A 21,396-nucleotide genomic window follows, 5' to 3' on the forward strand; every position below is an offset into this window, starting at 1 on the left:
TTCAGTTATCAGTTATCAGTTATCAGTTATCAGTTATCAGTTATCAGTTATCAGTACCTCCTGCAATAAGGAGTCTTTAGACCAAAATTTTTCGGTAATTGTTAATTATCGTTTTTATTTATGGGTTTAATACCATTTATCAAAAAGAATGCGATGCTGATGCAAAACTTCAATGATTAAGTAATTAGTAGGATTTAATAACCTTAAGAGCGATGATTAGCCAGTAAGTGCATATTATTCTTATGTTTACTACTCCCTGACTCCCTTATACCAATTACCAAAAGTAATGCTATACTTAGGTAACACTTCAGTTATTAAGTAATTAAACTATCCTAATAAACTTTTTGCTAATTTGAGTCAATTTAATATTAATTATTATTATTTTTATTTCTCCCCAACTCCCCAACTCCCCAACTCCCCAACTCCCCAGCTCAAGAAAATGTAGAAAAGTTTTTGAGAAATGGTATTACTCTCCCACTCCATTCTGGTAGATAACTAAATATCTTCTTCCTCCTTCAATAATTGTTAACTGTTAATTTTTGAACTGTAGTTTAGCTAATAAATATTTCTATTTGTCAAATCAAATAGGTTTTGCAAATTAATTTTTTCTACTTCGCTACTCCTTTACAGTCTTCATTTTTGTTATTTGCTTGCTTTGTTCAAAGGAAAAATTTCATTTTAAGCTTAATACCAATTTTCAGGCGTTGATACTAAATTATTGGTTAATATAGCAGTCAAAGCAAAGCTTAGGAAATATCAAAAACTTAACATTCAGAGAACCCAAGCTTTTTCCTTCTGTTATAGATAACTCATCGCCTAGATAACTAAACGCCTTATTCCTTCTTCCTTCTTACTTCTTACTTCTTACTTCTTATTTCCTAATAAAAATGGTTTAGCCAAGAATAAACTACAGATTGACTTAGCATCAACAATTTCTCCATCAAAGATAGCCTGTTCTAATTCTTGAAGTGTCATTAAAACTGTTTCTATATCTTCATCAATATCTTGCGCTGGTGGACTTTCCAACTTTTCTAAATCTTCTGCTAAAAAAGCATAAATAAATTCATCCGAGTATCCAGGAGCGAGAGGAAATTCTCCTAACTTTTGCCATTTATGAGCGCGATAACCTGTTTCTTCTTCTATTTCTCGTTTGATAGTATCAGCAGGATTTTCATTTTCTTCTATTGTACCTGCTGGAAACTCTAAAATCCTATCTTTAATGGCAAATCTATATTGTTTTACTAAGATTAATTTTCCATTTGAAGTAACAGGAATACATAAAGCTCCACCCGGATGACGAATACATTCCCAGTCTCCTTCAACTCCATTGGGTAGACGTAGATGGTTAACGTCAAAGTTAAATTTTCTACCCTGATATTGCAGACGTTGTTTAATAATTTTGGGTGGTTCTTGATTGTGCATAAAATATCATCAAAAATAAGTTTTAACTATCATATCATCTTTGTCTGAATAAAAGGTAGCTGATTAAAGTCTATCTTCTATAAAATGATAATTAGAGATACTTCTACAGCTCGAGCTATTGATTTTTTGCCAGTCCATAAATGAATTAAATAACACTATGAGCGATGGGCGAAACTTGATAAATTTTTAGGTATAGCACGTCTTATTTTGAGTTGCACCTTGTTTTTGTATAAAAATTATACTAATCAACTAATCTACAAAAATTCAATCTTAGTAACGCTTCAAATAATACTTTTTAATATTAAATATTAAAGCTTGATAGTAGAGGCATTGAATCAGTTAGCCTTCTTTAGGGTAACTGCCTTAATAGCGATTTTTTGTACGATCAGGAATGGCTGAAGCACCACAAAGATGAACCTGTTATTTTTAATCATAAACATGGGTGTTTTCAAGCTAATTAATGCGACCAGTATAGAGATAGAAAAAACTGAAAAAATGTCTAAAATAATTTTTCATAAAAACATATTTATAGATAGCATTTTCAAATTAAATGTCAAACAAAAGTTAGTTATTTACTAACAGTAAAAAATCCGGCAAACCTTCTTGCCTGTTGCCTAAAAGCGTTAGTTTTTTTTAACCCAAATCAAATGAAATTACTAGAGTGAGCTTTTGATATAAATGATATTAATTCCAAGTGATATGTTTATGCTTAATTTTTCCAAAATATAGACTAAAAAATTATTGAGTGAAAGACCTCAATATCAAGTTACTATTGCTTCATTTTTAACGAGAGATAATTATTAATTTTTGAAGAGTAGAAAGCAGATGAAGATATAAAGCTAATGAATTTTGTGCCAGAATATCTTAGAAAATAAGTAGATAGGCATGAAAAAAATTAAGTCTTTAACAAAAAGTAAAGTAGTTTATAAGCCTTTTCCCTTCTGCCTTCTGCCTTCCTAAGTACGATAAATTTTAACACCTACCTACTTAATTAAAAACCATAGTTTACTTAGTGAAGCTGAATGCGAATATATCTGTCCGTGCAAATACAACTACACCTTTTTACCTAATTAAAGTGGAAATTCTACTGATGAAAAAGTCTCTATAGTCATCAAATATTGTCAAACAACAAAAATCGATAGTTTTTCAGATAATGCTTTTAGTTTATGTGATATAGCAGTCGAAGCAAAGGTTAGGATATATCAAAAGCTTAAAACTCAGACAACGCCAAATTTTTCCCTATTCCTTCCTTCTTCTGCTATATGCACAGAAATGTTTAGAAATAATCCGCTAATTGTTGGCATAATGATTATAATTTTTCCCTATCAAATGGTAAGGTTTGGGAATATAAGTCAAAAAAATTAATATAAAATTTCATAGAGCACACTCTTGGAATATTGGTGCTAGGCATTGTCGTAGTGCATCCTCTTATGCTCTAATTCCTGATAGTAAAGATAATTTTTCAGGATTTCTAGTAGTTTATTGAAGAAGATTTTAAGTAGTAGGTTAAAGTGAAAATAAGATTGTAAGTCTTAGGTAGTAGGTATGAGGTAAAAAAAGTTGAGCCACCTAAAACTTAACATCTAATACCTGATATAGTGTAGCAAGAATAAAAATTATGAGAGAGTTACCTAGCAATCAAACAAATATAGTTCATAAGATAATCTGGGGCACAATTGGTGGTACTGTTTGGGGTGTTTTATTTGGTGCTACTTTGGCTGGTTTATCCATAGGAATTAATCAAAATTTAGTCACTATTGTAAGTGCATTATTAATGGGTATCTTGTGGTGTACAGTTATTAGCCTAATTTGGAAATCATTAATGGGAAGACAGGATGAATCTAGCAAAAATTATATAATATTTGGAATTATTGGTGGCTTTTTCCTGGGCAGCGTTATAGGAGGATTAATGTTAGCAATATTAAATCGGGATGCTAATGTTGGTAAAGCATATATATCAGGAGCATTTTTGGGAGCAAGTTTTGGTTTTGTTTGGAGTTTATTTAAACCTCCTATGTTTTTGGGAGGTGCGAGAATTTGGGGTAAGTCGGGAGCAATTTTAGGTGCAATTTGGGGGTCTTTTTTTGGCACAATTATAGGTATAATTGCCACAGTTTGCTTATTGTTTTGGAGTCAAGCAAATATTGATATTACTTCTAGTAACTTGCCTCAACTATTAATAGCTACAGTAATTTTTGGTGGTGGTAATGGTGCTATTGGTGGAGCAATATTTGGAATTATATTAGGTGGATTAATTATGGCTCCTCCTTTACCTTTAGCATTAGAATTAATTGGGATAAGAGGTGCAATTGTTGGAGCAATTTGGGGTTGTTTTTTGACAGCGATCGCTTGGGGAATTATTGGAGCTATTTTGTCTACAACTATGGGGGATGATTTCTTTTTAAGTTTAGGAATTATTCGTCAAGTTACTTTACTTAGAGGAGTAATTATTGGTGCAGGTATTGGGTCAATTTGGGGCATGATTTCTGGGGCAGTATGGGGTGCTTTTGGTAGATGGTAATTTTCAACAATTAATAATTAATAATTAGGGTTTGCTGAAAAAGTCTTATGGCTGAGGGTAGGAGTCAACCCACCCCTAACCCCTCCCAGGAGGGGAACTCAGGATAAATGGGAATTATAGAGGAGATAGTAGGAAGAATCGTCCCTTGATTTTTCTGCCCAACTCTTGACAAAAATCCTAAATTTTTGAACCATTACCACCTAAAACCTCGCACTTTTATCAAATTGGTATAAGAAGGTTTGCCGAATTTTTTACTGTTAGTAAATAACCAATTCTTGTTTGAAATCTCATTTGAAAACGCTATAGAAGAAGTTATCTGTTAAAAATTTGCTACTGCAATATTTAAGATTAAACAGTCCAATAATAGGTTTTATAGCAACTGCCATTACTACTCTTGACTTATAGAATATCTAAAACAACAAAATATCAATAATCAACCTTCCTTTTACCTTCTTTTTTCTTCCTTATTCCCTCTTCCTTCTTCATTAATTTCTCAACTTAGGATTAACAAATTCATTCAATCCTTCCCCTAATAAAGATAAACCAATTACCATTAAAGTTAAAGCACAACCAGGGAAAAAAGCAGTCCACCAAATACCTGTAGGTAAAGCATCTAAAGCTAACCTTAAATCATTTCCCCATTCAGCAGTTTCAGGAGGTAATCCTAATCCTAAAAATCCCAATCCTCCTAATACTAAAACTGCATCTGCAGCATTAAGAGTAAACAACACAGGCACACTCTGAATAACATTAAGAAATAAATAACGAGTTAATACTCTCCAAGTATTAGCACCCATCGCTTTTGCTGCTTCAATAAAAAGTTCATTTTTTACACTAACTGTATGGTTACGAACTACTCGATAATATTGTGGAATATAAGCAATACTCAGAGCGATCGCTGCATTTAATATTCCTTTTCCAACAACGAAAGCTAGAGTTATTGAAAGTAATAATCCTGGCAAAGTATAAACAGTATCCATAAAAAATATTAAAACTTTATCAATTCTACCGCCAAGATAACCGCTTACCATTCCTAGAGGTACGCCAATAATTAAACTTAATGCTGTGGCTAAAATTACAACTTGCCAAGCAACTTGTACGCCGAATAATGTTCGAGAAAATACATCATAACCTTGACGATTTGTACCAAACCAATGCTCAAAAGATGGTGATTGATGAATGGGGTTACTAAGAAATTCTTGTGGGTCTTGGAGCAAGTCTAAATTTTCTAAAGGTGGAGATAAAATAGCCATCAATATAAATAAAACTGTAATGATTAAGCCTACCCACATCATCTGCATTGAAATAGTTGGTTTACTAGACAGATTAAACATTTTAGTTGCTGAAAATCTACTTACCATAATTCTATAATTTCTCTGGTTTCAGAAATAGCATTTTAGCATATACAAAACTGACATTTGAGATATAAACGGAGAATAAAGGAAGGTTATTTCAGTTATCAGTTATCAGTTATCAGTACCTACTGCAATAAGGAAGCTTGACATTAGGAATATTCTATTTTTTTATCCCCTTAAAATAGGAGGCTTTATACCACAATTTTTAGGTAATATAACGTTTCTCAAGTTACTGAGGCATAGTTGTTTTTCTTATTTTCTACTTCCTACTCCCTACTACCTATTCCCTACTCCCTAAAAAAAAGGAATTTTGTACCTCACCAGCATAGGAATTGCTATAAGAGAGATTTTATTGTCACAAAAATGACGGACAAAATGACAGACAAAAAGTATTTCATAATTTATCTAAATATTATCTCGCAATAGTAGGTTTTTTTTCGGAAATCATCAAATTTTGTAAGCATTCAGCCGTCATCTATCAGCCATCATTTATTACTTTTTTTAGTTCTAGATAAAAGCTTTACTAATTGAGTGAGAATTAAATTTTACGCCTAAAAACTGGCTTTAAAGTCTATATATTATCTCCTTATAAGAGCTGAGAGCTGACAGCTAATAGGTGAATGCTTACCAAATTTTTTTATTTAATGAGGTAAAAAAATATTTTTAGTCAATTCTCTTGTTTGAAGTAGAGGTCATTATTAATTATTAATTGTTAATTATTAATTTTCATATCCTTCCTTTTTCCTGACTCCTGACTCCGTCTTCCGCTAATCATTGGATAACTAATTATCCGGATACTATATCAAGTCTCTCTTTAACAGCGCCACGGACTTTGACCCTACAAGGAGAAAGAGAAAAGAAAAAAAATATTTTTAGTCAATTCTCTTGTTTGAAGTAGAGTTAATTATTAATTATTAATTGTTCATTATTAATTGTTCATAGCCTATCTTTAACAGTTTAATTTCTCCAGATCCAACCATTAATAGTAAAGCGACTATCTGCAAAAGTTTTAGAAGGACAATTTACTGGTAAAACTTCATGCCAGTAACGACTAGGAAAGAAAATAATAGTATTATTTATAGGTGCAATTTTTTTGAATGAATTTGCCTGAGTATAATAATTATTATCTATTTTTCCATCATATAGCACTAATTCTCCACCAGAAAATTTTTTAGGTTGTTGGTAAAAATAGTAAATGTAGGTAATTTCTCTTTTAGCAACTTCAGGCATTCCATTATCATTATGAGCTTGATAATAATGACCATGATTATGAGCTGTTACTTGCCCTTCTATTTTAGCTATGGGAAATATTTGATGACTCAGTTTCGATAAAACTTGAGGTAAAACTAATTTAATTCGATTACTAATTCTAGCTTTGGAAATAGGCGCTAAATGTAAGACTCTTGATTTGCGAAAGTCAGAGTCATTTATGCTAGTAGTACTTTTTTCAAAATATGCTTCTAGTTTAATTACAGATGCTAGAATTTTTTGATTTTCTACTTCTGTTAAAAATTTATCAATTTTCACACATTTTGATTTAATCAGATTTTGATTATTTTTGTCACTGAGCATCATTAGTTATACCAATTTTATAGATATGTTATGAGAATCAAGTTTGATAATCAAAAGCTACAAATAAAGTACCATAATTAATTGAAATTTAGAATCTTTTACTATTTAAAGACTCAATATCAAAGAAATTTTCAGGCAGCTAATAGATTATTTATTGGTGAATTATATAGTAGTCGAAGCGAAAGGCGCAGATATATCAAAAGCTGAGAACTCAGACAACACAATATGCAAGCATTCAGCAGTCAGCTATCAGCTATTAAGTCATTATCTTGGAAGAACGAATTAGTATTCAAGGAGAATGAAAAGTGATTTTTGTGCAGCATTCCGCAGGAAATGCTTACTTTTTGTTTGCCCGAAATATTCTGTAATTATTCATTATTCATTATTCATTATTCATTATTCATTATTTCTCCGTATCCAACCATTAATAGTAAATCGACTATCTGAAAAAGCTTTAGAGGGGCAACTTACTGATAAAACTTCGTGCATATAACGACTTAGAAAAAATATAATACTATTATTTTTAGGTTCTATAGTTTTAAATGTGTCAGCTTTCACATAATATTTTCCTTGAATTTGACTATCGTAAATTATTAAATTACCACCTGTAAATGCTTTAGGTTCTTGATAAAAATAATAGACATAAGTAAAAACTCTAGTAGCAGTATCAGGAGAACCATTATCATTGTGAATTTTATAGAAATTATTATCGTTATGAGCTGTTAACTGACTTTCAATTTCGGCAATTGAAAATTCTGGGATATTTAACTTTTTTAACGCATCAGGTAAAACTTCTTGAATTCTGTTGACTATTAATTCTCTGAATTTTGGGAACGAGTGCAATACTAAAGAGCGACGATAATTTTCTGCCTTAGTTGATGTTGTAGTTGGTACAAAATCAGATTGTCTCTGCAAAACATAATTAAATAATTGTTGATTTTCTGATTGGGTGAGAAAATTTTCTATAAGTAAATAACGAGATTCTAAATTGTCTATTTTCGGTGGTGGAGGAGGAGTAGAAATTTTGATATTAGATTGAGTATCTTGTGACTGTAAATGCTGCAAATATATTGGTGGTTCCGTCACCATTCCGACTAAATGTTCGCTAGGAAAACATAAAGCAGAATGACCTTCTCCTATAGGAATTTGAAATAGAGTAGAATTTTCTGTTTTTTGATGTTTAGATAATAGTGTTTTGGCTAAAAGTTGGAGTAATGGTGCATCAGATTTGAGATAAATAGTATATTGATGTCCTCCTGTTAATAATAGGTTAATTTTTACTTCTTGAGGTAAATTTTGTGGTGGAGTAAATGTCATAATTTTTGCCAAATAATCAATTGTTTTAAAGAGTAGGGAGTATGAAAGTAGGGCAGTAGGGAGTATGAAAAACTTTTACTCTTTATTTAATTTTCCTATATGCCAAATCTAGGTCTTCCCTAACTACAAAAAAAGTTATAGCGCTACATGCAAGGCAACAGGAAATAGGCAACAGGAAAATACAAAAGGGTTTTAGCTTTATTTATGTCCTAGCCTTAATGTGTAGCGCTATAATCGTAATATTTGATATTAAGTTGGTTAATACTGTGTAATACTTCAAACCACATCCGACTTTTTTCTCATCCTAAGTAGACTATATTTTGCCTTGCCACTTCCAGAACCAAGAGTCAGAAAAATTATATGAATTCTCACTGACAACTGATAACTGAAATGGCGACTTTTATACTTATACATACAGATTTTTACTGGGTTACTTATACCAAATCCGGTTATTTCTCCTACAACAGAAGTAAAAAGTCATGCATTAAGATTTTATAGGCTAAAAATTTTACCTTTTTCTCATCTCAAAAGTTCTGATAAGTAGGCAGACAAAATCAACTACAGAAAATTAAAACTCAAACCTTTATCTACTTACGAATAACCCAGTATTTAACGAAGTCAGAAGTTATTTTTGTAAGGAGGATTTGAGCTTCGCTCCAAAAATATTTCGCCTTAAAAGGCGGGGTTGCGCGACCCAATTCTTTTGATAAATATTTCTGTCCAGGTACTTATTGTACAGAAATTATCAATTATTTCCGCCTATTCCCTATTCCCTATTCCCTATTTTATTAATGTAAAAAATGACGCATTCCAGTTAGTATCATTACCAAACCTAACTCATTTGCAGCAGCAATAGAATCTTTATCTCGCATACTACCTCCTGGCTGAATAATAGCAGTTATTCCCGCTGCTGCTGCCGTTTTTACCGAATCATCAAAAGGGAAAAAAGCATCACTAGCTAATACTCCTCCAACAGCCTTTTCTCCTGCTTGTTCCAAAGCAATTTTTACTGCCCCAACTCGATTCATTTGACCAGCACCAATACCAGCAGTTGCCAAATTTTTAGTCACCACAATAGCATTAGACTTAACGTGCTTTACCACCTTCCAAGCAAACATTAATTCCTCCATTTCTTCCGGAGTCGGTTGTTTTTCAGTAACAACTTTCCAATCACTAGAATTTTCTACTGCATCATCACTATCTTGTACTAAAAAACCACCAGCAATTACCTTTATAGTTTCCGACGGACTCTGTTTTAAATCAGGTGAAATTAACACTCTTAATTTAGATTTTTTCTGAAAAATTTCCTCCGCTTCTGGTTCGCATCCCGGAGCAACTACACATTCCAAAAAAGTCTTAGTCATAGCAGTCGCAGTAGGAGCATCAATAGACTTATTCAAAGCAACAATACCCCCAAAAGCAGAAACCGAATCTCCAGCAAAAGCTTTTTCATAAGCCTCCAAAAGAGTTTCACTAATTGCAATTCCACAAGGATTTGTATGTTTAAGAATTGCCACAGTCGGAGCATCAGAAAATTCCGTAATAATACGTCTCGCTGCCTCTAAATCTACTAAATTGTTATAACTTAATTCTTTACCTTGAAGAATTTTACTTGCCGCCCACCCACTAGGAATAATTCCGCTTTGATACCAAGTAGCAGATTGATGAGGATTTTCTCCATAACGCAGAGATTTAATATTTTTACCAGAGAGGAAAAATGTTTCTTTTTCCTGTTCAGAAGTTGTTTGTTGCTCTTGTAAATAAGTAGCGATCGCCTGGTCGTAAGTTGCTGTATGTTTAAATCCAGCTAAGGCACATTTTTGACGAAATTCTAATGATATTTCACCCTGATTTTTCCGTAGTTCTTCCAAGTATGAATTATATTGATTAGGCTTACATAAAACTGTTAGATGAGCAAAATTTTTAGCTGATGCTCTTAACATTGCTGGTCCGCCAATATCAATTTTTTCAATTGCTTCTACTAAGGTAACTCCCGGCTGAGAAATTGTTTGTTCAAACGGGTATAAATTAACTACAACTAGATCGATAGGTCGAATATTATTAGCATTTAAGTCTTCAATATCTTGCTCTAAATCTCTTCTTGCTAATATACCTCCATGAATCCGAGGATGTAAGGTTTTAACTCTACCTCCAAGAATTTCTGGAAATCCCGTATAGTCAGATACTTTTGTCACAGAAATTCCTGCTTCTTTCAGAGTTTTAGCAGTACCGCCACTACTAATTATTTCATAGTCAAATTCTGTAACTAGAGTTTTTGCTAAGTCAATTAGACCTGTTTTATCTGATGTGCTGAGTAATGCTAAACGTGCCATTTTTTTCAAATCCTGATATAGGAAAACTAACAGTCTATATTTTAAGAATTAAAATTAGAATCTTCAAACTTTGCGGATTCTTTTAATGTTTTTGTCAGACATTTTAGTTAAATAAGTGCCTGTTCATCAATCAAGTTAATTTTGACTCTTGAGATGTTAAGTAGGGTAGCCGTCAGATGGGAAAAATACAGCTATTTTGTGTTTAATTTTCCCTCGCTACTTATGATTAATATCAAATCTGTTTAATGTTTAATTAGTCCTAAAAAAATCATTTTGCAAAGCTCCAAAAGCAAAAAATACATCTCGAGCTATAATAACTTAAAATTTGTGGTATCGTAATATTGTTTTATATGTAATTTGTATTTATAATTGATTTTTTAGTCAACCAAGATACTATAGAAAAAATAATTATCAATTAAATTAATTAGCTCTCAAAAAAACATTTTGCAAAGCTCCAAAAGGAAAAAAGTATCTCAAGCTGTAAGAATTTAAAAATTGTGGTATTGTAATGTTATTGGATGTAACTCGTCTATAGACATGACTTTTTATTCAACTAGCATAAAGGTGGATTGGATTAAAGTTAGTAGAATAATTATCAATTATTAATAGTCGATTGACTACCTCTATCTGGAAAGCCTTGACCTTTATGGAAACCTCCAGCTTTTATCGACTGAAACAAATCTTCAGTTACTTATTAACCACAGGAATTATTATTACTACTCTGTTTTCTCTAGGAGGTTATTGGCAAAAAGGTATCATTTTCGAGCTAATCTCTCATTTTAAAGTTCAATATTTTGTAATCAGCTTAATTTTGTTGTGCTGCTTAGGTATAACAGGCAAAAAGAGATTATTATTAGTAGGCATATTTTGCACAATTATTAACCTCACCCCAATTTTACCTTGGTATATTCATAAAAATGGTATTAGCCAAGAAACTCCTAACCTGCGAATTTTAGTTTATAACCTTTACGGAGGCAGAAATTCTCAATATTCACAAGTCACCAAAATGGTAAGACAAGAAAATCCAGATATAGCAATTTTTTTAGAACCTACTAATAAGTGGTTTAAAAATCTACAAAGATTATCTGATATTTTACCTAATTCAATTAATTCTGTTTCTCAGTCTACCTATGGAACTCCTCCCTATGGACTTGTTGCAGTTTACAGCAAATTTCCTCTCAATAATTACTCAATAGAATTTTTTGCTCCCAACAAACCTACTATTATTACCAACTTCAACATTAATCAGCAAACCATTTATTTAATAGCAACCCATCCTACTGTTCCGATATATAGAAGCACCTTTAAACAACGCAATCAAATATTAAAAAAACTTAGTAAATATATTCAACAATTAAATCATCCAGTTATTCTTGCAGGAGATTTGAATATAACTATGTGGTCTCCTGATTATCACAAATTAGAACAAGAAACTGGATTAAGAAATAGTCGTTTAGGTTTTGGTATTATTCCCACTTGGCCTGCAAGATTTAATAACTCTGTACTCTTGTATATTTTATCTAGATTTTTTCAAATTCCCATAGATCATTGTTTAATCAGTTCAGAAATTAAAGTTGTAAACGTTAATACCAGAGCTAATTCAGGTTTAAATTTAGGTTCAGATCATCTCCCTTTAATTACAGATTTATTTATTAGTAAATCAGGAAATTAATAATATCATGCCCAGATAATTAGTTATCAAAAAAACTATCCTTTCACTAGCGATCGCAAATCTCTTTTTGCTCCCTACTCTCTACTCTCTACTCTCTACTCTCTACTCCCTAATCATTTATTTATTTATAAATATTCAACCGGACATGATATAAGGTTCAGTTTTCTGCTCCGTTTCCAATGAATTTTTCCTACAATACATCAAAGCTTATATTCATTATCTAAATTAAATTTTTATTGATGTCATAGCAAATTAGCATTAGTTAAACCAGAATAAAAAGCTATTAACTTACCATCTTAAGTCAGTATTGCCTCTTTCATTTTGTCTCGCTCATTTTGTATTAAATTAAGTAGCGGTCTTTGTAGATTAGTTCTTAATAACTAAGGATATGTGCCAACTAATATCACTACTTTGACAAGACTAACTAGAATCTATCTCTAGAAATAAAATAAATTTAGCTAAAAAAAATCTCAATGTTAATTTTCAAAACTAACTCAAAGAAAGTAAGTATATTTTAGTTAACCAAGATCTTATGTTTTTCTTTCAGAGAAAATTTTCTACCGAATAATTAAAGTTTAAAGCCTCTTCTTTAAAGGAGAAAAAAGAAAAAATTTTACTTAAGCTTCAATCCTCTTCTCTTAAAGGATAGGTAATTGTTAATAATTAATTATTAATTGTTTAACTTGGCTCCACTATCAAATTAATCTCAAATAAATCAATTTTTTGACCGATACTCTTCAATTTGTTTTGCATTAATCTCCACCGCAGATACATCAATAGTACCAGGAGGAGTTAACCTACTAAAATTACCCCCTTCAACCTTAAGTGGTTCTCCACAACTAGGACATTGAAATTGAGTCTGATTTAAAGCAGTAAATTCATAACTACAAACAGGACATTTATCTATAATTAAATTACGATTCAACCACCAACGTAACCCAATAAATGCAATTATAGGTGCAATCAATATAAAACCAATTAATATCAAAACAGAATTAACTAACCATCCTAACCCTACAGACCCTAAAAGCCAAACAACAGCTAAAACAATTATCCAATTACCAATACTGGCCAGTGTTAATTTAAATACCTTTGAATTGCCTTGATTCACTTCATGATCTCCTTAAATATCCATCCTTTTTATATCCTAATCACAAATCTAAAAGTTGTTTGACCCTTTTAGTAAAAGCAACCCTACCAAACACTTTTACGCTTTCTTCTCGCAACCAATTACCATCAGACCTTCGGTCCTCTCCCTTCAACATCTCAATGCAAGCATTAGCTACTGCTTCTGGATCTCTATAGGGTACGCGCCATCCTAATTTTCCATCCTGTAAAGGGTCTGCCGATCCATCTGCATCACCTGATAATACTGGTATTCCACAGGCCATTGCTTCTAAATAAACTATACCGAATCCTTCCTGAGAAGGCATCACATAAGCATCAGCTACTTGATAATGTCTGACCAAATCTTCTGTAGGCACAAACCCAGCAAATATAACTTGTTTCTCCACCCCTAAATCTTGAGCTAACTTGGCTAACCGAGGTTGGTCGTCTCCTCTTCCAATGACTAAATACTTTACTTCTGGGAATATTTGTAGTATCTTAGAAAGGGCACGGATAGTAACATCAACACCTTTATAGGGGTCTCCTGACCAAAGTCTAGCGACAGTCATTAACACCTTTGCCCCTTCCAGGTTGTAACGCTCAATCAAATCTTTCGGTTTAGGCTGAGGAATAAAAGTATTCTCATCCACCATACAAGGTAACAATTGAAACTTTTCTTGGTCTAGATGATTATTTTCACAACAGCGATCGCGACTATAACGACTAATAGTTAAAATACGAGCTGCTTGTTTTAATGCCTGTTGATATTTGTTTGGTAGTGGTTCCCACACTTCCTTACCATAAGTCAAAACTGTGTAGGGAATGCCGAGAGGTACACACAAAATTTGAACTAAGGGAGCTAAATTAATATGACCACAAAAAACTTGTTGAGGTTGTTTTTTCAGCAAACACCATAATAATTTTGCTGCTAACCTAAAACGCCCTAACCAAAGAGGCTGAGTTTTTAAATAATAGAAATTTATATTCTTCGACTGATAGGGATTTTCACATTCTAATCCATCTCTCAGTAATAATATATCAGTATCTAGAACCGAATCAGAAGCATTTGTAGAATTTGTTAGGTCTTGGTAAGCCTGGAAAATATCTCTAACATAAGATTGAATGCCACCTTCACGAGATAAAATTTCCAGAAAAACAAATGTATTTCCTTTTTTTTGATTAATCTTGTTAGCCAACTTAATCTCCACATTATTATTTATATTTTTTATTTCCAAGCACCTCTAGATACTATTTATAGCACAACCTCGTAAAAGCCAATTATATGTAACTTTTGACCAGGGATAATTAATGATAATTAATATAAACTATAAATTATAATTTATCTAACTTTTGGCGATCATATTACAATTACAACTCAAAAAAAGGCGTTCCACAACGATCGACCTATGCCAGTAATAATATTTTTGCTAAAAACCCTAAATATTTTGAGAGTTAAAAATGAAAAATCAAACTTTTCAAACATATTTGACTTAAACAAATAAGCATATTGAAAATAGTGGGATCTATTTATGAATTATTTAATATTTTTGATGAAAAGCATTGTATATTCGAGAATTGCTATAACAATTAATATTAGGTTTTTTCGTCAAAGTATCAACGGACTTTTGGCAATTTTATTCCATAATGTGCAACCAAAAAAAACTTTTACAAAAGAACTAGCGGAACTTTGAAAGTCCCTACCCTTTAGAGAGGGGATGAAAACGGACACTGGGAGACAAATCCCGCAGTATCCACATAATTTTAACATTACAAAAACATAAAAATGAGATAATTCATAATATATATAAAATTAAGCAGGTGATTTATTTGTATGGCTGTCAGCAAAATCTAATCAAGCCCGATGATGACTTAAAATCAATTCTTGAATTTATTTGTTCTCAATCCCACAAGCTAACCAATTGTGGTATTTATTATGGCCGTCAATTGTTTTTTAAAGCTAAGAAAATAATTGGTAAGTATGACCTAGAAAAAGAGTACAAATCAAATAAACATTATCAAGTTTTGCATTCACAGGCAGCACAGCAAATACTTAGGTCTGTCGCTGAATCTTTTAAGTAATTTAAGGAGTTAGACAAAAAATACAAAAAAGGCAATCTGCATTTTAAACCAAGGGTTCCTAGCTATCGTAAAAAAGATGGTTTAGCAATGGTGACTTATCCCAAGCAAGCTTTAAGAATTGTTGAGGATAACATGATAATGCCTCTGGAACTGTAAAATGATGATTTAAATTAGACAGTTTTTTGATACCCATGCCATCTAAGTCTACAGTTTTCAGATATCAAACATTTGTGAATACTACCACACAATCAGTGTTTTTATGCTGAGTTTGTTGATCAAAAAGAGATTGTAATTCAACACAAGTTAAACCCGAAGAACGTCTTGGGTGTAGACCCCGGAATTAATAATTGGTTAAGTAGCCGTGTAAAAATAACTTGAACAATTTAAGTTATTGTTCTCGGCTTAATCACATAATTCCATTCACCACCAAAAAAGTCTGGCTCAATTCTAATGGCATTAAATTCTTCGCGACTTACTTTAATTCCTGTTTCGTAAAAATTTTCGTCTAGGTGAGCAACTACATTCAATACTTGTGTGGTAGTAGTATTGTTAATAAGATTAATCACGACTTGCAAGCTAGTTAAAGGTCTGCCACGCCAGTTTTGGGTGATCTGGCAACACAAGCGATGCTCAATTTTGTTCCATTTACTTGTACCGGGAGGAAAATGAGGCACATGAATAGTCCGATTAATCTCGTCGGCAAATTCTTGTAGTTTTAACTTCCACAGTCGGGAGCGATAACTATTACTACCACAACTGTCGGCTGCCATCATGATCTTTTGACTATCTGGATCAAGTTCTTCACCCATTGAGTACCACCAATGGCGAATCGACTCCACTGCAAAGCAGGCTGTGTCATGGTCGATACCAACATTGACCCATCCAGTATTAAAACTTAAGTCATAAATTCCATAGGGAATTGCTTTACTTAATTTTGGGTCAGCAAAGTCGTGCATTCGTACTTCTACTGGTTGTCCATTAACACACCATTCATGACCAGAGTTCTGAAAATCCCCAATTAATTCTTTTTTCTTGGTATCAACAGAAATGACTGGTTGATTTTCAGATTGGAAATATTTATTGAGCAATATGTAAAAACTGAGCATCTCGATCTGGGTGAGATGAGCGATCGCGAGTCTTACGATTTGATTGTAGGCTGTAACCAAGAGACTCCAGTAAATGATCAACACTTTTAGGGCTGATTCTGTGTCCCCCTTGATTCAATCCTGCTGCTAATTTAGCTACACTTTTTGAGGTCCATTTCAGAGGAGATTCTGGGTCTCCTAAAGTTGCGGGTTCAATCAGTAATTCCAAATCTGTTCACAGAGTTGGGTCTTTTTCTTCTAGTAGTTTATGGCCACCACCAAATTCACGAATTCGATCGCTGTAGTCCGATCTTGTTGTTCCATCTGATTTACAGAGATTATCCATACCAGCATGAATTGTTGTCCGGGAAAGTCCAGTTGCTTTGGCTACCAAGGTGATACCTCCCCAACCCAGGCTTTGAGCTTCAATGGCTGCCCATATACGTCGTGTTTTTTTCGTTTAAGTAAGGCCACAACAATTCATACTTGTCTTGAATAGTTTTGACTACAGAGTGATCAGACATATTACCCAACAATAAACGTGATACTTTGATTATTTAGCTTTGGGAGTAATTTGTTCAAGTTATTTTTACAGGCTCCTAAGTTGCGTTTCTAACGTTGGTACTAGCTTGATTATTGATGGGCGTAAGGTTAAAAGCCTTAACCAGTGGTATAATAAATCGGTTTCCACTCTCAAAGAGGGTAAACCCCAGGGTTATTCGGATGAGCAATTAGCCCACATCACAGAAAAACGTAATCGCCAGATGAGAGATGCAGTTAATAAAGCTGCAAAAATGGTGCGTTGGTGAATCAAGCTATGAAACCTAAATTTAGCCAAATAAATATAAAATGCTTTTCAGTTAATAGTAGAGTCTAAGCTAGGTAAAACAACACAGTCATTCGTACAAATTCCCACAACTAAACTTAAAGAATGAGTTAAACAACTGTGCCTTGAGTACGGGATTAAGTTTGTTGAAACTGAAGAGTCATATACCAGCAAGGCTAGTTTTCTAGATGGCGATTTTCTACCTACTTTCGGTGAAAAACCTGAAGGGGAGTCAGCGCATTGCGGGGGTTCCCCCCGTTGTAGCGACTGCCGTTGGAAACCATCAGGGAAACGAGTTAAACGTGGGATATACCACACTGGTAAAGGTTTGTGGGTCAAAGCTGACTTAAATGGTGCAGCGAATATACTTGCTTTCGGCACGCTTCGTGAACGTAAAGTAGAGACACAATTAGATCTAAGCCTAGTCAAGGTCTGTAGGCGAGTTTTAACCCTCGCGCTCCAGATTTCCTATCTGGGAAACCAAAACTAAAAAAGCTACCAGATTTGGCTTTATCCCCTAATCGTAGCAACAGTTTAGAATCCCCGCGCTTTTAAGCGCGGGGAGAGGTAAAACCCCTTGAAAATTTATACAAGTACACAACTACAAATGTACTCATCAAGAAAATCAACAAAGGGTGTAAAATCTTATTTTAGAAGTCTCATTCTTAGAATAGACCAAAAGTCAAGGATTTCTCAATTGGTAAAGTAGCACCAATACCCAACCACAGAGTTACTGCTGTACCAAACAAGAAAACAGCAGTCGCTACTGGACGACGGAAAGGGTTTTGAAACTTATTTACACTTTCAATGAAAGGAACCAACATTAATCCCAGAGGAATAGAAGCCATTGCTACAATACCCAACAACTTATTAGGTACAGTACGCAGAATTTGAAACACTGGCCAGAAATACCATTCAGGCAGAATTTCTAGAGGTGTAGCAAATGGGTCTGCTGGTTCGCCAACCATAGCAGGATCTAGTACCGCTAGACCTACACACAAAGCAAATGTACCAACAATTACGACTGGAAATATATAGAGTAAGTCGTTAGGCCAAGCAGGTTCACCGTAATAATTGTGACCCATACCTTTAGCTAACTTAGCTCTTAATTGAGGATCGCTCAGATCCGGCTTTTTTAAAGTGGACATAATCTTTTTTTCTCCGTAATCACCGAGAGCTAGTATTTGATTATTTTTGACACTATCACCACTAAATAAAAGATTATAGTGGGATATTCTTGCTTCACAGACTCTATAACTAGATGCACATAAACTCGTATCAAACAAGTTAAGTTGCATTTCTGTCAGACCATCTCTAGAAGCTTTATTTCTCCGTCTTTACCCTAAGTAAACCTCAGCGCAGGCGTTGTACTTTTATTGGGCGGTCTGTCCCGCCACTATTAATCCTAATATTTCTGATGATTTATGCTATAGCTACATCATCACGATTCGTATAGGTTAACTTACAAAGGTCCAGAGATACCTTGCTTACGAATCATCAAGAAATGCAGTAACATAAATACTGCAATTAACCAAGGTAGTACAAAAGTATGAAGACTGTAGAAGCGAGTTAAAGTTGCTTGACCAACACTTGTACTACCACGCATTAATTCTACAATAAATGGACCAACAAATGGAATTGCATCAGGTACCCCAGAAACAATTTTCACAGCCCAGTAACCAATTTGGTCCCAAGGTAGAGAATAACCTGTAACACCAAAACTAACCGTAATTACAGCCATAACTACACCTGTTACCCAAGTAAGTTCCCGGGGTTTCTTGAAACCACCTGTGAGATAAACTCGGAAAACATGAAGAATCATCATCAGCACCATCATACTGGCCGACCAACGATGGATAGAACGAATTAGCCAACCAAAGTTAACCTCAGTCATAATATATTGAACTGATGCCAGTGCTTCTGTTACTGTTGGCTTGTAGTAGAAAGTCATAGCAAACCCAGTAGCAAACTGGATGAGGAAGCAAACCAAAGTAATACCACCCAAGCAGTAAAAAATATTTACATGGGGTGGGACATATTTGCTGGAGATATCGTCAGCGAGCGCTTGAACTTCTAAGCGCTCATCGAACCACTTATAAGCTGCTGAATCAGTTACCTGTTTTGTGAACATGAAGCCAAAAATCCTAGATGAATATTGCTGTTTTTTAATCGATGGTTCTGGGTAGTTAGGAAGATATACTTACCTCAAACCTTTAACCAGCAATACAAAATATCATACCAACTGGTAAAGCAATTCACAGACAAGTCTACCTTAACTTTAAGAAACAAATATTAATTCTTTTCTACCCTCCCTTTAAAAAATTTAACATAACTTATGGATAAATTTCATCAAGTTGACACTCTGCGCTCCGAAGAGAGGCAGATTCTTTAAGAATGATTTAAAAGGAATAGTCAAATATCCCCCTAGACGCTCAAAACGATTATTGATTTACCAATACAGCAATTGCGCTTACTTGTTAATTTTTTTACGCTTTCCGAGTCCATGACGATGTCAGTAGATACGGTCAACACCCTGCTGTTACTTGCTCGTATAGTGGTTTCATACTCTGTACATTCGGTTCTTCGTTGCAGGAATTTTACCTTACTAGGAATGCCTCAAAGCGTAGATAGTTGTTCTTAACTTGCTTGGTTAAATTGTATCATTTTTTACTGAAAATAAATCCGCACGAGTCGCTTTTCGACCCTGTCTTAAAAGAAGAGGGCTACCAAGCTCCTGATATCTTAACGTGTCAGCTTTGATCAAGTTTGAGATATTAAGTATTTTTGATTTATACTGTAAATTTTACCCAATAATGCTATGAGGCAATAACTTTTGTATTTATGAAAAAAAGATTTATTCGAATTATATTTCTATTAATATTACCAGTGATTCTGAGTGGTGGATTTTGGACATCATCTGCATCAGCACTGACAGAGGAACAGAGTTTATTGGGCGAAGCTTGGCGGATAGTTAACTTGGCTTATGTTGATGATTCTTTCAATCATCAGAATTGGTGGTTTGTACGTCAAAAATTGATTAAGAAACCCCTTGAGAACAGAGACGATACTTATAATGCCATTCAAGAAATGTTGGCAAGTCTGGAAGACCCCTTCACCAGACTTCTCAAACCAGAACAATACAATAATTTGCAGGTTAATACTTCTGGAGAATTAACCGGAGTGGGTTTACAAATTGCTTTGGACCCTCAAACAGGAGAACTAATAGTCATCTCTCCCCTGGAGAGCTCTCCTGCTGAAGCTGCTGGTATTCAACCTCGCGATCGCGTCCTCAAAATTGATGGCCAATCAACTTCAGAATTTACTTTGGATGAAGCTGCAAATAGAATGCGAGGTCCTGTTGGTTCTTCAGTAGTATTGACAATTTTGACAGAAAGCAACGACCAACCTCAAGAAATTAAACTAATTAGGGATACTATTGAAATTAACCCAGTCTATGCTGAATTAAAGTATGGCCCGGAAACAGGAAAAATTGGTTATATTCGTCTGAGTCAATTTAATGCTAATGCTGCGACAGAAGTCAGCCAGGCAGTAGAAAGTTTTGAGCAGCAGGGGGTTATTGGTTATGTGCTTGATTTACGAAATAATCCAGGTGGACTATTACAAGCTGGCATAGAAATTGCTCGTCTATGGTTGGATGATGGTACTATTGTTTACACGGTTAATAGACAAAGATTTCTTGGTAGTTTTTCTGCTGAAGGACTAGCCATAACTGATTCCCCATTAGTTGTATTAACTAATCAGGGTACTGCCAGTGCCAGTGAAATTCTTGCAGGTGCTCTTCAGGATAATGGCCGTGCTTTGTTAGTAGGTGAAAAAACTTTTGGCAAAGGGTTAATTCAGTCTTTGTTTGATTTGTCTGATGGTTCGGGGTTGGCTGTGACGGTGGCCAAGTATGAAACACCAAACCATACAGATATCAATAAACAGGGAATTATGCCTGATGTTGTGGTGGAAGAAGACCCGATTTGGCCTTACCAAATTACCACAGAAGCTGACAAACAATATCAAGCTGCAGTAGAAATTCTTACATCTGAAATTGCATTAGCAAATGCAGCCTAATTGACTTTTTATCCATATTTTTGGTAG

Annotated in this window: 14 protein-coding genes and 1 pseudogene; 5 read left to right on the forward strand and 10 right to left on the reverse strand. The window is 33.9% G+C overall.

Annotation, left to right across the window (positions count from 1 at the left end; translation table 11 throughout):
- Positions 1 to 864: 864 nt before the first annotated feature.
- Positions 865 to 1,422 carry an NUDIX hydrolase gene (locus D5R40_RS08720; RefSeq protein ID WP_124145017.1) on the reverse strand — a complete coding sequence of 186 codons (558 nt, stop codon included), beginning with the start codon at positions 1,420 to 1,422 and terminating at the stop codon, positions 865 to 867.
- 1,618 nt (positions 1,423 to 3,040) lie between these two features.
- Here D5R40_RS08720 and D5R40_RS08725 point away from each other — a divergent pair.
- Positions 3,041 to 3,943: a hypothetical protein gene (locus tag D5R40_RS08725; protein WP_124154514.1), complete on the forward strand. Its 903-nt coding sequence runs from the start codon at positions 3,041 to 3,043 to the stop codon at positions 3,941 to 3,943.
- Between the two features lie 485 nt (positions 3,944 to 4,428).
- Here D5R40_RS08725 and D5R40_RS08730 read toward each other — a convergent pair whose 3' ends face one another.
- From D5R40_RS08730 to purH, 4 genes are all read right to left on the reverse strand, one after another.
- Positions 4,429 to 5,304, reverse strand: coding sequence for an ABC transporter permease (locus tag D5R40_RS08730; protein ID WP_124154515.1), 876 nt, complete (start codon positions 5,302 to 5,304; stop codon positions 4,429 to 4,431).
- A gap of 951 nt (positions 5,305 to 6,255) precedes the next feature.
- Positions 6,256 to 6,873 carry a 2OG-Fe(II) oxygenase gene (locus tag D5R40_RS08735; protein ID WP_124145014.1) on the reverse strand — a complete coding sequence of 206 codons (618 nt, stop codon included), beginning with the start codon at positions 6,871 to 6,873 and terminating at the stop codon, positions 6,256 to 6,258.
- Between the two features lie 393 nt (positions 6,874 to 7,266).
- Positions 7,267 to 8,187 carry a 2OG-Fe(II) oxygenase gene (locus D5R40_RS08740; RefSeq protein WP_124145013.1) on the reverse strand — a complete coding sequence of 307 codons (921 nt, stop codon included), beginning with the start codon at positions 8,185 to 8,187 and terminating at the stop codon, positions 7,267 to 7,269.
- A 788-nt stretch (positions 8,188 to 8,975) separates the two neighbouring features.
- A complete protein-coding gene (gene purH / locus D5R40_RS08745) occupies positions 8,976 to 10,520 on the reverse strand; it encodes a bifunctional phosphoribosylaminoimidazolecarboxamide formyltransferase/IMP cyclohydrolase (protein ID WP_124154516.1) in 1,545 nt (514 codons plus the stop codon).
- Between the two features lie 646 nt (positions 10,521 to 11,166).
- On the opposite strand from purH, the gene D5R40_RS08750 reads away from it, so the two are divergent.
- Positions 11,167 to 12,192, forward strand: a complete 1,026-nt coding sequence (locus tag D5R40_RS08750) for an endonuclease/exonuclease/phosphatase family protein (RefSeq protein WP_124145011.1) — start codon at positions 11,167 to 11,169, stop codon at positions 12,190 to 12,192.
- A 715-nt stretch (positions 12,193 to 12,907) separates the two neighbouring features.
- Here the strand turns inward: D5R40_RS08750 and D5R40_RS08755 are convergent.
- A complete protein-coding gene (locus tag D5R40_RS08755; protein ID WP_124145010.1) occupies positions 12,908 to 13,303 on the reverse strand; it encodes a hypothetical protein in 396 nt (131 codons plus the stop codon).
- A gap of 40 nt (positions 13,304 to 13,343) precedes the next feature.
- A complete protein-coding gene (locus tag D5R40_RS08760; RefSeq protein ID WP_124145009.1) occupies positions 13,344 to 14,495 on the reverse strand; it encodes a glycosyltransferase family 4 protein in 1,152 nt (383 codons plus the stop codon).
- A gap of 631 nt (positions 14,496 to 15,126) precedes the next feature.
- On the opposite strand from D5R40_RS08760, the gene D5R40_RS37010 reads away from it, so the two are divergent.
- Positions 15,127 to 15,378 carry a hypothetical protein gene (locus tag D5R40_RS37010; protein WP_192901121.1) on the forward strand — a complete coding sequence of 84 codons (252 nt, stop codon included), beginning with the start codon at positions 15,127 to 15,129 and terminating at the stop codon, positions 15,376 to 15,378.
- Between the two features lie 383 nt (positions 15,379 to 15,761).
- Here the strand turns inward: D5R40_RS37010 and D5R40_RS08770 are convergent.
- Positions 15,762 to 16,987, reverse strand: a pseudogene (locus tag D5R40_RS08770) (ISAzo13 family transposase).
- 39 nt (positions 16,988 to 17,026) lie between these two features.
- On the opposite strand from D5R40_RS08770, the gene D5R40_RS37605 reads away from it, so the two are divergent.
- Entirely contained in the window at positions 17,027 to 17,272 is a 246-nt protein-coding gene (locus D5R40_RS37605; protein ID WP_338043182.1) for a transposase, read from the forward strand.
- Positions 17,273 to 17,954: 682 nt separating this feature from the next.
- Here D5R40_RS37605 and petD read toward each other — a convergent pair.
- Both petD and petB read right to left on the reverse strand, forming a co-directional pair.
- Positions 17,955 to 18,437 (reverse strand): cytochrome b6-f complex subunit IV, encoded by a 483-nt coding sequence (petD, locus tag D5R40_RS08780; protein ID WP_124145046.1) that lies wholly within the window; start codon positions 18,435 to 18,437, stop codon positions 17,955 to 17,957.
- A gap of 314 nt (positions 18,438 to 18,751) precedes the next feature.
- A complete protein-coding gene (gene petB, locus D5R40_RS08785) occupies positions 18,752 to 19,420 on the reverse strand; it encodes a cytochrome b6 (protein ID WP_124145008.1) in 669 nt (222 codons plus the stop codon).
- Positions 19,421 to 20,130: 710 nt separating this feature from the next.
- Here petB and ctpA point away from each other — a divergent pair.
- Positions 20,131 to 21,369, forward strand: a complete 1,239-nt coding sequence (gene ctpA / locus D5R40_RS08790) for a carboxyl-terminal processing protease CtpA (protein ID WP_124145007.1) — start codon at positions 20,131 to 20,133, stop codon at positions 21,367 to 21,369.
- Positions 21,370 to 21,396 lie beyond the last annotated feature (27 nt).

The organism is Okeania hirsuta (assembly GCF_003838195.1).
In the GTDB taxonomy this organism is placed as follows: domain Bacteria; phylum Cyanobacteriota; class Cyanobacteriia; order Cyanobacteriales; family Microcoleaceae; genus Okeania; species Okeania hirsuta.